Annotated in this window: 10 protein-coding genes, 1 tRNA gene and 2 pseudogenes; 7 read left to right on the top strand and 6 right to left on the bottom strand. The window is 59.7% G+C overall.

From position 1 onward, the window contains the following. The first annotated feature begins 47 nt into the window (after positions 1-47). Both ACYZT2_RS11670 and ACYZT2_RS11665 read left to right on the top strand, forming a co-directional pair. Entirely contained in the window at positions 48-3,884 is a 3,837-nt protein-coding gene (locus ACYZT2_RS11670; protein ID WP_461972210.1) for a non-ribosomal peptide synthetase, read from the top strand. Continuing rightward, complete coding sequence (locus ACYZT2_RS11665; protein ID WP_461972208.1) at positions 3,881-5,524, top strand: cyclic peptide export ABC transporter; 1,644 nt, start codon at positions 3,881-3,883, stop codon at positions 5,522-5,524. Before ACYZT2_RS11670 ends, ACYZT2_RS11665 begins: the two co-directional genes overlap by 4 nt. Positions 5,525-5,564: 40 nt before the next feature. On the opposite strand, the gene fhuF is transcribed toward ACYZT2_RS11665, so the two are convergent. Next, positions 5,565-6,254 carry a siderophore-iron reductase FhuF gene (gene fhuF, locus ACYZT2_RS11660; RefSeq protein WP_461972206.1) on the bottom strand — a complete coding sequence of 230 codons (690 nt, stop codon included), beginning with the start codon at positions 6,252-6,254 and terminating at the stop codon, positions 5,565-5,567. Between the two features lie 199 nt (positions 6,255-6,453). Between fhuF and ACYZT2_RS11655 the strand changes: the two genes are divergently transcribed. Then, positions 6,454-8,157 (top strand): ABC transporter ATP-binding protein/permease, encoded by a 1,704-nt coding sequence (locus tag ACYZT2_RS11655; RefSeq protein WP_461972204.1) that lies wholly within the window; start codon positions 6,454-6,456, stop codon positions 8,155-8,157. A gap of 129 nt (positions 8,158-8,286) precedes the next feature. Here the strand turns inward: ACYZT2_RS11655 and ACYZT2_RS11650 are convergent, their stop codons facing one another. After that, on the bottom strand, positions 8,287-8,901 hold the full coding sequence (locus tag ACYZT2_RS11650; RefSeq protein ID WP_461972202.1) for a TetR/AcrR family transcriptional regulator: 615 nt from the start codon (positions 8,899-8,901) through the stop codon (positions 8,287-8,289). Here ACYZT2_RS11650 and ACYZT2_RS11645 point away from each other — a divergent pair. From ACYZT2_RS11645 to ACYZT2_RS11630, 4 genes and pseudogenes are all read left to right on the top strand, one after another. After that, positions 8,843-9,322 (top strand): annotated as a pseudogene (locus ACYZT2_RS11645) (SDR family NAD(P)-dependent oxidoreductase); the annotation flags it as partial. The gene ACYZT2_RS11650 and the pseudogene ACYZT2_RS11645 sit on opposite strands and share 59 nt — an antisense overlap. Next, the gene (locus ACYZT2_RS11640; RefSeq protein WP_461973072.1) at positions 9,319-9,642 is read left to right on the top strand and encodes an alpha/beta fold hydrolase; all 324 of its coding nucleotides are present in this window, start codon (positions 9,319-9,321) and stop codon (positions 9,640-9,642) included. The pseudogene ACYZT2_RS11645 and the gene ACYZT2_RS11640, both read left to right, overlap by 4 nt. Before the next feature lie 77 nt (positions 9,643-9,719). Continuing rightward, positions 9,720-10,661, top strand: coding sequence for an NADP-dependent oxidoreductase (locus tag ACYZT2_RS11635; protein ID WP_461972200.1), 942 nt, complete (start codon positions 9,720-9,722; stop codon positions 10,659-10,661). 549 nt (positions 10,662-11,210) lie between these two features. After that, positions 11,211-11,406: pseudogene (locus tag ACYZT2_RS11630) on the top strand (transposase); the annotation flags it as partial. Between the two features lie 169 nt (positions 11,407-11,575). Here the strand turns inward: ACYZT2_RS11630 and ACYZT2_RS11625 are convergent. The 4 genes from ACYZT2_RS11625 to pheT form a co-directional block, all read right to left on the bottom strand. Continuing rightward, a tRNA-Pro gene (locus ACYZT2_RS11625) sits at positions 11,576-11,652 on the bottom strand. A gap of 88 nt (positions 11,653-11,740) precedes the next feature. After that, entirely contained in the window at positions 11,741-12,097 is a 357-nt protein-coding gene (locus ACYZT2_RS11620) for a MerR family transcriptional regulator (protein WP_003179985.1), read from the bottom strand. Beyond that, positions 12,078-12,380 (bottom strand): integration host factor subunit alpha, encoded by a 303-nt coding sequence (ihfA, locus tag ACYZT2_RS11615; RefSeq protein WP_002553164.1) that lies wholly within the window; start codon positions 12,378-12,380, stop codon positions 12,078-12,080. Before ihfA ends, ACYZT2_RS11620 begins: the two co-directional genes overlap by 20 nt. A 3-nt stretch (positions 12,381-12,383) precedes the next feature. Continuing rightward, positions 12,384-14,762, bottom strand: coding sequence for a phenylalanine--tRNA ligase subunit beta (gene pheT, locus ACYZT2_RS11610; RefSeq protein ID WP_461972198.1), 2,379 nt, complete (start codon positions 14,760-14,762; stop codon positions 12,384-12,386). Positions 14,763-14,777 lie beyond the last annotated feature (15 nt).

Raw genomic sequence — 14,777 nt, 5'->3', positions numbered from 1 at the left:
ATCGGCCAACCGACGCTCATGTCCCACTTTTTTGTACAGGTCTCAGCATGACTCAGACTCACGAAAACACGCCATTCGAAGGCTTTGAACTGTCGCCGCAGCAAGCTCACCTGTGGCGCCTGCAACAAACTCGCCTGGCACCGACAGCGCAGCGGGCCACGCTGCGCATTCGCAGCGAACAGCCCCTCGACGGCGCACGACTGAACCACAGTTTACTGGCGCTGATGCAACGCCACGAGATTCTGCGCACCCGTTACCAGCAACTGCCGGGGCTGTCGTTGCCGATGCAGGTGATCGACGATTCGACCGCTGATTTGCAGGCATTGGGGATCGAGCTACAACTGGACGTTGATGGCAGATCAGCAACGCTTCATTTGCCGGCGCTGCATCTGGACAGCACCAGCCTGGGTTACCTCGGCGAAGAGTGGGCCCAGGGCTACTTGCAAGCGGCGTCTGAGGAACCGCCGCTGCAGTACGCCGACTACGCCGCCTGGCGTCTGGAGTCGGTGGACGACGAACAGAGCCAGCGGTTCTGGGATGAGCAGTTCAGTGCCGTGATCGCGGACGTGCCGTTGCCCTGGCAGCGCCAGAACACGGCGCCATCCGGGCTTATCGAACCGGGCCGGGTGCAACTGCCACTCGACGGCGCGACCCTGCAACGCCTCGATCAGCAAGCGGCCAGCCTCGGCGTCACCAGCGGCATGCTTATCCTCGCCACTTGGGTAACCCTGTGGCAACGCTACAGCGAAGCCGAACGACTGACGCTGGCCTACGAACACCAGGCACGTCCAGACGTATTGGGCGATGCCCTCGGGCTGTTTTCCGAACCGTTGCCGCTGACCCTCGACACCGCGCCCGAGTTGTCGTTTGCCGCACTGTGCCAGCAACTGACAGAGCGCGTCGGCCTGCTCAACGATGCGCGGGATAGCTATCCGAGCCACTTGAGCAACGTGCCATCGCTGTCGGGCGTAGGCTTTCGCGAACTCTCCATTGCGCCTCACAGCGCCCTGAGCGATGCCGGTTGGCAGATCGAACAGGCTGACAGTGTCAGTGCAGGCTGCGCCTTGCTGTTGCAGTATCAACCGCGTTCGGCCAGCACTTTGTCGCTGCATTTTGACGCCACGCTCTACACGCCAGGCCATGTCGAGCTCCTCGCCGAGCAGTTGCTGAGCATGATCGAGCACAGCCTGCGTGAGCCGGCCGCCAGCCTGAGCCAACTGACAACTTGCAGCGCCGCCGAGCAACAACGGGTGGTCGGCGCACTGGCCACTTCGCCAATTCTGAGCCCCGCGCAAGAACAGCTTTATGCGGCCACGTTCGCCCTGCCGAACCTGGCCGCCTGCTTCTCAAGGGGTTCGGCCGACAATGCCCAGCGCCCGGCGGTCACCGGCCCGAGCGGCACCTTGAGCCACGCCGAGCTTGATCAGCGAGTCAGCGCCCTCACCCAGCAACTGCTCGCCCAAGGCCTGGAACCCGGTGCGCGGATCGCGCATTTCCTGCCGCGGGACATCAATGCAGTGGTGGCGCTGGTCGCCATTCTGCGCGCCGGCGCCTGCTACGTGCCGATCGACCCGGCTTACCCCACCGAGCGCATCGAACATATTCTGCGCGACAGCCAGGCACGTCTGGTGCTGACCCATCACGCTCGTGTGCAAGACCTGCCGGCGGACTGGCAGCCGAGTGCGCTGGCGATTGATCAAGCCATGCCGGCGGTGCCGCTACGGGACGAGCCTGAGGTCTCACGGGATCAGCCGGCCTACCTGATTTACACCTCCGGCAGTACCGGCCAACCCAAGGGCGTGATCATCAGCCATGCCAACGCTTTGCATTCCCTGGCGGCGCGGCTGGCGGGGTATCCGCAGCCGGTGGAACGCTTCCTGTTGCTGTCGTCGTTCGCCTTCGACAGTTCCATCGCCGGGCTGTTCTGGAGCCTGGCCCAGGGCGGTTGCCTGCACCTGGCCAGCGAATCCGAACAGAAAGATCCGCTGCAACTGGCCCGGTTGATCCGCAGCCACGGCGTATCACACCTGCTGGCACTGCCTTCGTTGTACGCCTTGATCCTGGACGAGTTGGGCGATGCCCCGAGTCCATTGAACACCGCGATTGTCGCCGGTGAAAGCTGCCCGCCAGCGTTGGTCGACAGTCATTATCGGCGCCAAACCAACGCGCAGCTGTACAACGAATACGGTCCTACGGAAGCGTCGGTGTGGAGCACCGTCGCTCTGTGCCAACCCGGTCAGAACGCGGGGTCCGTCCCCATTGGCCGCGCCATTGCCCACACCCGGGTGTATTTGCTCGACAGCGACGGCGCCCCCGTGGCCCGGGGACTCAAGGGTGAAATTCATATTGCCGGGCCGGGATTGTCCGAAGGTTATCTGGGCCTGCCGCAGATGACGTCCGAAAAATTCATCCGGGCCAGTCATCCCTCTCTCGACGGCCAACGTCTGTACCGCACCGGCGATTTCGCCTGGCAGGATCTGGGCGGGCAACTGGTGTTCCTGGGGCGTACCGATTCGCAGATAAAACTGCGGGGTTACCGTATCGAGCTGGGCGAAATCGAAACCGCGCTGTGCAGCGTCAGCGGCGCCAAACGGGTGGTGGTCTTGCTGGACACTACCCAGGCCGAACCGAGCTTGCGTGCTTTCGTCGAATCGACCACCCAGCTTCAGGCCAGCGCCGTGCGTGAGTCCCTGGCGACAATGTTGCCGGCGCACATGATTCCCGCCGACATCCAGTGGCTGGCGCAACTGCCACGCACCGCCAACGGCAAGGTCGATCATCGCGCCTTGCTGGCCCGGGTGCCGAACCGCAGCCTCGCGGCTTACGCGGCGCCCGAAGGTCATGTCGAACAGGTGCTCGCAGCGGTATGGCAAGAACTGTTGGAAGCCGAAGTGATCGGTCGCCACGACGACTTTTTCGCCCTCGGTGGCCATTCGTTGCTGGTGGTGCGCATGACCGCAAGGCTGCGTGCAACGCTCGGTATTGAAGTGCCGGTCAACGTGATCTTCCAGCACCCGACGCTGATCCGGCTCGCCGAGCAGATCACCGAGCCGCACAATCGCTCAGCCGTCATTACTTTGCAGGCCGGCGAAGCGCAACAGACGCCGTTGTTCTGTTTGCATCAGCCAGCGGGCGGGGTGCATCACTATGTGCCGATGGTCGCCGGGTTGCCGAAGGATATGCCGGTGTACGGCATTGCGCTGCCCGAGTTGCTGCGCAGCCAAGACCTGGTGGCGCTGGCCAGCGAGTACCTGCCACAGATCCGCCAGATTCAGGCTCAAGGCCCGTATCGCCTGAGCGGTTGGTCCATGGGCGGATTGCTCGCGCTGGAGCTGACCCGGCAACTGGAAGCGCAAGGGCAAAGGGTCGAATGGCTGGGGTTGTTTGACAGCACCTTCCACGCCGAGGACGAGGCGCTGGCGTGGGATGCGCTGTATACAATCGTGCGGCAAGAGCTGAGCAGCGACAGTCGCCAGCGACTGGCCACGCTCGCCCCGGAATGTCTGACGGAACTGCGCACGGCCACCGCCGGGCTGGGTCAAGTGGAGCAATTGCGTTTCGCCTTGCTGCAATGGTCGACTGCCAACGGCCTGAACCTCAACGCACCGCAAGCCTACGTCGAACAAACCTTGAACGTGATGGCCGACGCGCGGCGTTGGGTCAACGGCTATTCAGTGCCCGCTGTGCATGCCACCCTGCACCTGTGGTGGGCCGAACAGACCCTCGTCGAGCGCCCGACCCTGCCTGCGCAGTGGGACGCGATCAGCCAGCGAACCTGTCATCATCAGGTTGCCGCCGATCACGACACGATCCTCGGACAGTCCGCCTTCCATGAACAACTCAACAAGTCGCTGGCCGTGGCCTCGACGGAAACCGTCGCATGAACCTGATTCTCTATCTCTACCGCCAATCGGCACGCCTGCTGGCGCTGGCCTCCATCACCGGTGCACTGGGCGGTCTGGCCAGTGCGGGGCTGGTGATTCTGATCAACCGCGGGTTGGCCAACCCGCAGCAACTGCCAGAACTGGCCCTGGGGTTTTTCGGGCTGTGTATCGGCATGTTGCTGAGCAAACTCTGTTCGGAACTGTCGCTGCTGCACCTGACCCAAAGCGCAATTTTCCAGATGCGCATCGACCTGTCGCGCAAGCTGCTCGCCACCCCACTCAAACGCCTGCAAGGCATGGGCAAACACCGTTTGCTGGTGATCCTCACCGAAGACGTGCACACCTTTACCGCAGCGTTCGAGTGGGTGCCGCTGCTGTTCGTCAACGCCGTGGTGACCCTGGCGTGCTTTGCCTATCTGGCCTGGCTGTCGTGGTCGTTGCTGGCGATTCTGGCGTTGTTTTTGCTGGTTGGGTTGGTGGCGTTTCACCTGGCCGAACGCGGGCCATTGAGCCATCTGGAACGGGTGCGGCAGCAAAAGGACGTGCTCTATCAGCACTTTCGCAGCCTGATCGAAGGCAGCAAGGAACTGCAGCTGAACAACGCCCGTGGTGAGGCCTTCGTCGAGCGGGTCATCCGTCCGGGGGCCGACGAGTTTCGCGTGCGTTTCCTGCGCGGCATGGCCGGGTATTCGGTGGTGGCAAACCTCGGTACGCTGCTGTTTTACCTCAACCTGGGCGTGCTGCTGTTTGTCGTGCCGTTCTGGCTGCCGCAGCCGATCACCGTGCTGACCAGTTTCACCATCACCCTGCTGTACCTGGTGCGGCCGATTTCCGACCTGATGATTGCCCTGCCGTCGCTGCGTCAGGCCAGTATTGCCCTGAACCGTATTCGCCAACTGGACGCCGAGCTGAGCACCGAAGCCCAGGCCGCCGCGCCGGTCGGTAACGTGTTCGCCAATGAAGGCCCGATGCAGCTGTTGCTCAACGGTGTGTGCCACCGCTATCCCGGCGAACATGAGGATCATCCCTTCATGCTCGGGCCAGTGGACTTGACGCTGGAGCAGGGCGAACTGGTCTTCGTGGTGGGAGGCAACGGCAGTGGCAAAACCACGCTGTCGATGCTGCTGCTCGGACTGTATGCGCCGGAAACCGGCTGCGTCGTGCTCAACGGCGTGGAGGTGGACGACGACAACCGCGAGCAATACCGCCAGCACTTCGCCGCGGTATTCGCCGACTTCCACCTGTTCGAACATTTGCTGGGCGACGACGGACCGGACGCCGAGCACCGTACCGCCGAAGCGACGCGTTATGTAAAGGCCTTGGGGCTGGGGCATAAAGTCAGCATCGTCGACGACCGCTTTTCCACCGTGGATCTGTCCACGGGTCAACGCAAGCGATTGGCGCTGGTGTCGGCGTATCTGGACGACAAGCCGTTTTATCTGTTCGACGAGTGGGCAGCGGACCAGGATCCGACCTTCAAGCGGGTGTTCTACATGGAACTGTTGCCGGAGTTGAAAGCCCGGGGCAAGACCGTGATCGTAATCACTCACGACGACGCTTACTTCCAACAGGCCGACCGGGTATTGAAAGTCGAGAACGGCCGCCTCACCCAAGTCGAAGCCCACGCGGCTTATGCCTGATGTCAGCGCCCGGCACCAGCGGATGAGCCGGTGCCGTCGCTCAACCGTCCTGATAGATATAGTGCAGGTAGCTCACCTGTTCTTCCACAGGCAGGCGATGCAGCTTGGGGCATGACTCGCAGAGTACTGGCGGCTCGCCTTCGACCGGCTCGTGCAACTGGTAATGCAGGCAGCAATGCCGACGCAATGCCAGCCGGGGACAAATCTGCGGCGCGGGTGACTCGACCATGCGCTGCAGGCCCCGTAATTTCAGGCGCCCGTCATTCACCGTGATCTGCTCCAGCCACTGGTGCGCCTCGGCGAATCCGTCCCTGGATAAATTGGCATCCATTCTCACGAAGGCACCATCCCAAATGGCTACGAGGTTGCCCCACAATATTTTCGGCGCCAGGCCACCGGCGGCGGCCAAGGTGATGAAAAGCGGTGCCAGGTGCTCATGGATCAACCGCGACCAGTAGGCTGCACGATCCTGGGAGGCCATGGTCGGTAGTCGGGCGGTCAAACTCAACGCCAGAGGTTCACCGTCATCGTGCAACAACACCGTCTCCTTGCCCCAGAAGTCGATCGCGCAATGACGCGTGAGGACACAGGCCAGGGTGGCCGGCAGGACGATGCTCATATAGTTCATCGACCACTGCGAAACCACGGCTGCGCGGTTCACCCCCGGGTAACGCAGGGCGAACCGGATCAGCAACGGTTGCAGTACGGCAGGGTCGGCAAGCTGGTTCAACGCTATGGAAGGCTGATCACCTGGTTCATGCCGGATGACCCGTTGTATCGGCGGCCAGGCCTGGTTCAGCCATTCTGGAAATTCGATAACGGGCCCCTCGCGGCTTTCCCTAATTAATGCAAACGATTAGCATTGGCCGATCCTATCCTCCCTCCCCTGCAAACTCAACGTCGTTAGCGACCGGGCTCATCAAGACCACATGCACACACTCCGCAATTTCTGGCGCCTCGCGCGGCCTTTCTGGGCGTCCGAGGAGAAGTACCCGGCTCTGTTGCTGCTTCTGGCCACCGTGCTCATGACCCTGTGCCTGGTGGGGATCAACATCCTCACCAACTTCTGGAACCTGCATTTCTATAACGCATTGCAAGCCATGGATTACGCTGGCTTTCTCCTGGGCAGCCTGCAGTTCATCCTGCTGCAGATCGGCATGACCGCCTTCACCGTGGGCGCGTTCCATTTCCAGCAGAAGCTGACGATACGCTGGCGTCGCTGGGCCACCCGGAACATGCTCGATCAATGGTTGGCCAGCCAGCGTTACCAGAAGCTGAAACTGACCGAGACGGAGGTCGATAACCCCGATCAGCGCATCGCCGAAGACATCGACCTCTTTATCATCAAGTCGCTCAAGTTGAGTCTGGGACTGTTGACGTCGGTGGTGTCGCTGTTTTCCTTCCTGCATATCCTCTGGCAGGCCTCCAGCCTCGTCAGCGTGCCATTCAACGGTCAGTCAATGGTCATTCCGGGGTTGCTGGTGTGGGTGGCCCTGGTGTACGCGATATTAGGCACCGGCGTCGCGTTCTGGCTGGGGCGCGCGCTGCCAAGTCTCAATTTCATGCAACAGCGGCGCGAAGCGGATTTTCGCTTCTCGCTCATTCGCCTGCGGGAAAACGCCGACTCAGTCGCCCAGTACCGCGGAGAAGCCCTGGAAAATGCACGTTTCAACCAGCGACTGGAAGCGGCACTGGAGAACTTCTGGGCGCTGGTAAAAAAACAGAAGGTGATCATGGGCTACTCGACCTTCTATTTGAACAGCGCTACGGTCATTCCAATGTTCATCATGGCGCCGAAGTTCTTCGCGGGCGCATTTCCCCTCGGCCGTTTGACCCAGATAAGCGCTGCCTTCGGCGAAGTGCACGCGGCCATCGCCTACCTGGTGAGTGTGTTTCCGGAGCTGTCCGAGTGGAAATCGGTGATCGACCGGTTGATCGGGTTCCAGGAGCGTTTGGATAATGTCGAGGTCAAGTCGAAGGTCAGACTCGAGCAGCAGACCAGCGGCCTCGATATCAAGGATCTGAACATCTGGCTGCCGAACGGCCGGCAATTGTTCAAAGGTTTCAACCTTTCACTTAAGCCCGGCGACAGTCTTCTGATCAGTGCGCCCTCCGGCTACGGCAAGTCGACATTGATTCGTACGATCACGGGGCTTTGGCATCATGCTTCTGGCTCCACCTGTTATGACCGTGAGCGTGCTCTGACACTTTCGCAAAAACCTTATCTGCCGCTGGGCAGCCTGCGCGAGGCGCTCTGGTATCCCAATCCTCCCCGACGCGAAGAAGATGCCGCTCTGAGCCTGGCCATGCAGCAAGTCGGCCTGCACCATTTGAGCGATCAATTGGATGAGGAACGAGACTGGTCGCAGACCCTCAGCGTCGGCGAACTGCAACGCTGTGCGTTCGTCCGGGCACTGCTGGCCCGCCCCACGATTCTGTTCCTCGACGAGAGCAGTTCGGCACTGGATTCGGCCAACGAGGCGCGCTGCTATCAAATGCTCAAACAGGCGCTACCGGAAACGATCCTGATCAGCGTCGGACACAATGCTTCGCTTGAGTGCTTCCATTGGCAAGTCCTGGAGCTGCAAAGCGAGGCACAGTGGGTGCATCGAAAGGTGAAGCAACCTGCATGAGTTCGCGCGGACTTCGGATGCCATCCAGTTTCTTCGCCGACCTCATTCAGATGTTCAGTTGCACAGCCGAAGAGAAGAAAAACGCCTGGAATCTGTTCGGCGACCGACTCAGTGCCCTGCTGTCCTGACTTACGAGCATTCTCCGACCGAGTCGATGCTGTCTTTTCCTGAAGATAATGATGCGGTCATTTGCGTGTGACACACCGCCAGAATTTCATCGGCCAGCGCCGAGTCGTCCGGACAGGCGCGCGATAACATGATCGCGCCGACCGCGCGCGCCAGCAGGTCGATCATTTTCACCCTCGCCTCACCTGTTGGCGCATCCGGACCGGTTGGATATTTTTTGCCGAGCGTTTGCAACGTGCGCTCGATGCCTTCAGCGAATGCTGACTTCAAATCGCCGGACTGACGCGCAGCGTCGCCGCACAACGCCGCCATGGTGCAACCCGTGGCGCGCCCGTCGCGATGATCCCTCGAGACATACACGCCAATGAAATCCTGGACGCTCAGTGCTTCGGCGCTGACCAGTGACTGCGCAAGGCTGTTGGCCGAGGCTTCTGCCATCAGGTCAGCCTTCGAACCGAAATGTTTGTAGAAACCGCCATGGGTGAAACCGGCGGCGGCCATAAGGTCGGCCACGCCGACACCGTCAAAACCGCGCTCGCGAAACACGACTGAGGCCGTCAGCGTTGCGCAACTGGTGGCCCTCAACACCACCGCGCTGGTGCGGCTGGCCAGCGCCATCGCACCACGCCTGGCCAAAGCAGGCGAAGGCGCGATCATCAACATCGGTTCGGTGGTGGGTCTGGCGCCTGAGTTCGGCATGTCGGTCTATGGGGCGACCAAGGCGTTTGTGCTGTTCCTTTCCCAAGGCCTGAGCCTGGAACTTTCGCCTCAGGGTGTCTATGTGCAAGCCGTACTGCCCGCCGCCACCCGCACGGAGATTTGGGGTCGCGCCGGTATCGACATCAACACCTTGAGCGAACTCATGGAAGTGGGTGATCTGGTCGATGCCGCACTGGTTGGCTTCGACCGTCGCGAACCGGTGACCATTCCTCCACTGCATGAAGGCGAGCGCTGGGATGCCCTGCAAACCGCGCGTCAGGGTCTTTTGTCGCAGATCAGGCAGTCCGCCGTGGCGCAACGCTATTTGACTCAAGTCTGACCCATGTCGAGCAGGTTGGCCGATTGAAAGAGCGCCGGCAAGACCGGGACAAAGGCCCGACACCCCGCGCGTTTTCACGGCAATTGAAAGCCATTACTGCCTGGGGCAAGCAGGCGCCGCAAGATCTCGGTCGCCTGCGTATGCCGACCCTGATCGCCAACGGGGACAACGACATCATGGTGCCCACCGTGAACTCGATTGAGCTGGCGAAGCGAATCCCCAACGCGCAACTGATCATTTACCAGGACGCCGGGCACGGCAGCATTTTCCAGCACCATACCGATTTCGTGGCCAAGGCTTTGACGTTCCTCGACGCCTGACAGCCTGCACGTCTAATCGCATCAACGTTGCCGGGGCCGCGCCCCATTCTCATTCCACCGACAAGAGCAGCTGCAACATGAAGGCATTTATTATCGACCGCTACGGCAAGCAGAACGGAATGATTGGCGAAGTGCCCGACCCTGCGGTCGGTGTGCATGACGTTCTGATCCAGGTGCATGCATCGAGCGTGAACCCGTTGGACTCGAAGATCAGAACGGGCGAATTCAAACTGATCCTGCCTTATACATTTCCCTTGGTATTGGGCAATGACCTGGCCGGAGTGGTCGTTCGCACGGGTTCGGCGGTGAAGCGATTCAAGCCAGGAGACGAGGTCTATGCACGTCCTCCCGAGGCACGGATCGGGACGTTTGCCGAACGGATTGCCGTGAACGAAAACGCGCTCGCGCTGAAACCCTCGAATCTCGATATGGCCGAAGCGGCTTCCATCCCCTTGGCCGCCTTGACGGCCTGGCAGGCGCTGGTTGAGACCGCCCAAGTGAAAAAAGGCCAGAAGGTGTTGATTCACGCCGGATCAGGCGGGGTTGGCACGCTTGCCATCCAGCTCGCCAAACACCTCGGGGCGGACGTGGTCATCGATTACAAACAGCAGGATTTTGCCAACGAGTTACACGATTACGATGTGGTGCTGAACAGCCTCGGCGCCGATGTACTGGAGAAATCGGTCAAGGTTCTCAAGCCAGGCGGACAGCTCATCTCCCTTTCGGGGCCGCCGACCGCGCAATTTGCCCAAGAGCAAGGCTTGTCCTGGGTGCTGCGGCAAGTCATGCGCCTGCTGAGCAGCGGTATTCGCAGAAAAGCTCGCAAGCATGGGGTCAGCTATGCATTTTTGTTTATGCGTGCCGACGGGGTACAACTAAAAAAAATCACCTCGCTTATCGAAGCTGGCTCCATCAAACCGGTCATCGATCGTTCCTTCCCTTTTGAATCGACTACCGAGGCGTTGCGATATGTCGAACAGGGCAGATCAAAAGTCAAAGTCGCCATAACGATTAAATAAGTGCAGTACAAAAATGCGCGTAGACAATGAGCATGCGACCGAGCGTCAGATTCCGACACCTGAACCAGAGGAGCAACCCCCGCACAACAGAACACTCAGGAGCAGTTGCAACCGAAAGTCGCGCCTGTGAAACAGCCGATGATCATTTGGCGTAGCTTGATGCTTGAGCAGTAACGAGAAATGGTCAGGCCACTCTGCAATTGAAACATTGCTTACTTCGCCACAAGCTCGTAGCGAATGGCGAGTTTGTCAAAAGAGGATGTAGGCCGAACGTCCGCTATTGGCCCAGAGTGTGTAAAAACGCTAAACCGGGTTTTCTATAGCGATGCCAGGAGACCGTGGCCAGGGAGACTGTCAGAAATTTTGTGTTCGGGCATAACATGTTGAAAAGGAGCCTGTATGCCGAGCAAAAAGAAACCGGCCTCGGAGGCCAAAACCGAGCTTCCTTCGATTCCGAAGGAACTGATTGATCAGTTCGTCAAAGACCCGATGAGTGCCGAGGCGATTCAGAGCGCGTCGATGGCGTTTAAGAAAGCGCTTATCGAGCGATTACCGGATGGCACCCGGGATATCTTGGGGATCTGGATCGAGAACACGGAAGGAGCCAAGTTCTGGATGAAGGTCTTCAACGACCTGAAGACCCGTGGCGTTGAAGATGTATTGATCGCTGTAACTGACGGCCTTAAAGGCATGCCAGAAGCCTTGAGCGCGGTATTTTCCGACGACAACCTTGCAGACCTGTATCGGCCTTAGTGGAAGCAAATATGGCGCAGCGGACGAGACTCGAACACAATACGCCTCTCAGATGGCAGCGCTACCAAGATCCAAGATATCCGTGGGAGTAAATGTGGGAGTAATTTTCCAGGCATGAAAAAGCCGAACTGGTAAGAGTTCGGCTAAGTCATTGAATTATATGGTCGGGACGGAGTGATTCGAACACTCGACCCCTAGCACCCCATGCTAGTGCGCTACCGGACTGCGCTACGCCCCGACTAGGCGTTGATCTGTTCCTCATCTCGAGGAACGCTCAAGAATATATCGCAAGCTTTTGAAAACTGGAAGTATTTAAAAGCAGGAATTTATTTCTTGAGAACCACGAGAACATCTTCCAGCTCAGCGATCATCTGGCGGATCATTTGTTTGTATTGGGTGGTGTCGTCTTTGGCTTCATCGCCGGACAAACGCAAGCGTGCGCCGCCGATGGTAAACCCCTGATCGTAAAGAAGCGCGCGGATCTGCCGGATCATCAGCACGTCCTGGCGCTGATAATACCGGCGGTTTCCGCGGCGTTTGACGGGGTTGAGTTGAGGAAACTCCTGCTCCCAGTAGCGCAGCACGTGCGGTTTTACGGCACATAGCTCGCTGACTTCACCAATGGTGAAGTAGCGTTTGCCCGGGATGACGGGTAGTTCGTCGTTATGACTTGGTTCCAGCATAAGCCTCAACTCGGGCCTTCAACTTCTGCCCTGGACGAAAGGTGACCACACGGCGAGCCGTGATCGGGATTTCTTCTCCCGTTTTCGGATTGCGGCCAGGCCGCTGGCGTTTGTCCCGAAGGTCGAAATTGCCGAAACCGGACAATTTGACTTGTTCGTTGTCTTCAAGAGCGTGCCTGATTTCTTCAAAAAACAGTTCGACCAATTCCTTGGCCTCCCGCTTGTTCAGGCCCAGCTCTTCATACAGACGTTCCGCCATCTCAGCTTTCGTCAAAGCCCCCATACGTCACTTCCTTAACGTGGCGTTCAACCTTTGTTCGAGCGAGGTGAGGATGTTTTGCGTCGTGGTATTCACCTCATCGTCATTAAGAGTGCGCGATGGATGCTGCCAGGTCAAGCCAACTGCAAGGCTTTTTCTATGCGGATCAATGCCTTTACCCTGATACACGTCAAATAGCCTGAGGTCTGTCAGCCATTCACCTGCATTTTCACGGATTACGTCCAGTACGGTAGTGGCCGCAACGTCTTTATCCGCCAGCAGTGCAAGGTCACGACGCACTTCAGGAAAGCGCGATAACTCCTGGAATTTAGGCATTTTGCCCAACGCCACTTCGGCCAGAACCAGCTCGAATACGAAGACCGGACGGTCGAGACCGAGGGTTTTCGACAATTCCGGGTGAATCGCGCCAACGAAACCTACCAAACGGCCTTCACGTTCGATGCGCGCGGTTTGACCCGGGTGCAATGCTGGGTGTTTGCCCGGCACGAAAGTGAACGAATCCAGTGCACCGGCGAAGCCCAGTAGCGCTTCCACATCGGCTTTGACGTCGAAGAAATCCACGACATCACGACCTTGTGCCCAGCCTTCCGGCAGACGGCTACCGCACACCACTCCCGACAGCATCGGCTCTTGCTTAAGGCCTTCCAGCTGACCGACGAAGCGCAGGCCGCTTTCGAACAGGCGGACGCGATCTTGTTGACGGTTCAGGTTGTGCTGAAGCGCCTTGACCAGACCAGGCCACAGGGAAGAACGCATGGCAGCCATGTCGTTGGAAATCGGGTTTGCCAGCAGCAGCGGCTCGACACCCGGATTAAACAACTCGAATTGTTTCGGATCGATGAAGCTGTAAGTGATCGCTTCCTGATAACCACGAGCCACCAGCAGACGACGCAGTTCAGGCAGATCGCTACGCGCTTCGGCCTTGGCTTGCGGCGCCAGCCGGGCTTGCGGGTAGCGAACCGGCAGACGGTTGTAACCGTACAGACGGGCCAGTTCTTCGATCAGGTCGACTTCCAGGCTGATATCGAAACGGAAGCTTGGCACTTCAACGCGCCACTGCCCTGCCCCATCGGCAGAGATGGTCAGGCCCAAGGCGCTGAGCAGACGCTCGACTTCGGCCGAATCCATTTCCATGCCCAGCATCTGGGTGATGCGTTGGGCACGCAGGGTGATCGGCGCGATCGACGGCAGGTGCTGCTCGCTCACGGTTTCGATGATCGGACCCGCTTCGCCGCCGGTGATTTCCAGCAGCAGGCCAGTGGCGCGCTCCATGGCTTCACGGGCCAGTTGCCAGTCCACGCCACGCTCGTAGCGGTGCGAGGCATCGGTATGCAGGCCGTAGGAACGAGCCTTGCCAGCAACAGCAATCTGGTCGAAGAACGCGCTTTCCAGGAATACATCGCGCGTGGTCGCGGACACACCACTGTGCTCGCCACCCATGACGCCAGCAATGGCCAGCGCACGAGCGTGGTCGGCGATCACCAGCGTATCGCTACGCAGGCTGACTTCCTGACCGTCGAGCAGCACCAGTTTCTCGCCTTCTTCGGCCATGCGTACGCGGATGCCACCATTGATTTCGGCGAGATCGAACGCGTGCAGCGGTTGACCCAGTTCCAGCATCACGTAGTTGGTGATGTCGACGGCGGCGTCGATGCTGCGCACGTCGGCACGACGCAGACGCTCGACCATCCACAGCGGCGTAGGCTTGGACAGGTCGACGTTACGGATCACACGACCCAGGTAACGCGGGCACGCGGCCGGTGCCAGTACTTCAATCGAACGCACTTCATCGTGCACGGCCGGAACGCTGGCAACGACCGGACGCGTGACTTGGGCGGCATAAAGCGCGCCGACTTCGCGGGCCAGACCGGCCAGGGACAGGCAGTCGCCGCGGTTCGGGGTCAGGTCGACCTCGATGCTGGCGTCGTCAAGGCTCAGGTACTCACGAATGTCCTGACCGACTGGCGCATCGGCCGGCAATTCCATCAGGCCATCGTTGCCTTCACCGACTTGCAGCTCAGCCTGGGAGCACAGCATGCCGTTGGACTCAACGCCACGCAGCTTGGCTTTCTTGATTTTGAAGTCGCCTGGCAGTTCGGCACCGATCATGGCGAACGGAATCTTCAGGCCCGGGCGCACGTTTGGCGCACCGCACACTACCTGGAAGGTCTCCGAGCCACTGCTGACCTGGCAAACACGCAACTTGTCGGCGTCCGGGTGTTGCTCGGTGCTCAGCACCTCGCCCACCACCACGCCACTGAATTCACCGGCGGCCAGCGTAACGCTATCGACCTCAAGACCGGCCATCGACAGACGAGCAACCAACTCGTCGCGACTTACCTGCGGGCTTACCCAGCCACGCAGCCATTGTTCACTGAATTTCATCCTGCTCTCCTAAGA

It is taken from the genome of Pseudomonas sp. MDT1-85, from assembly GCF_054898065.1.
The sequence above is the reverse complement of the archived record's forward strand: the minus strand, read 5'-3'. Positions and strand labels throughout refer to the sequence as shown.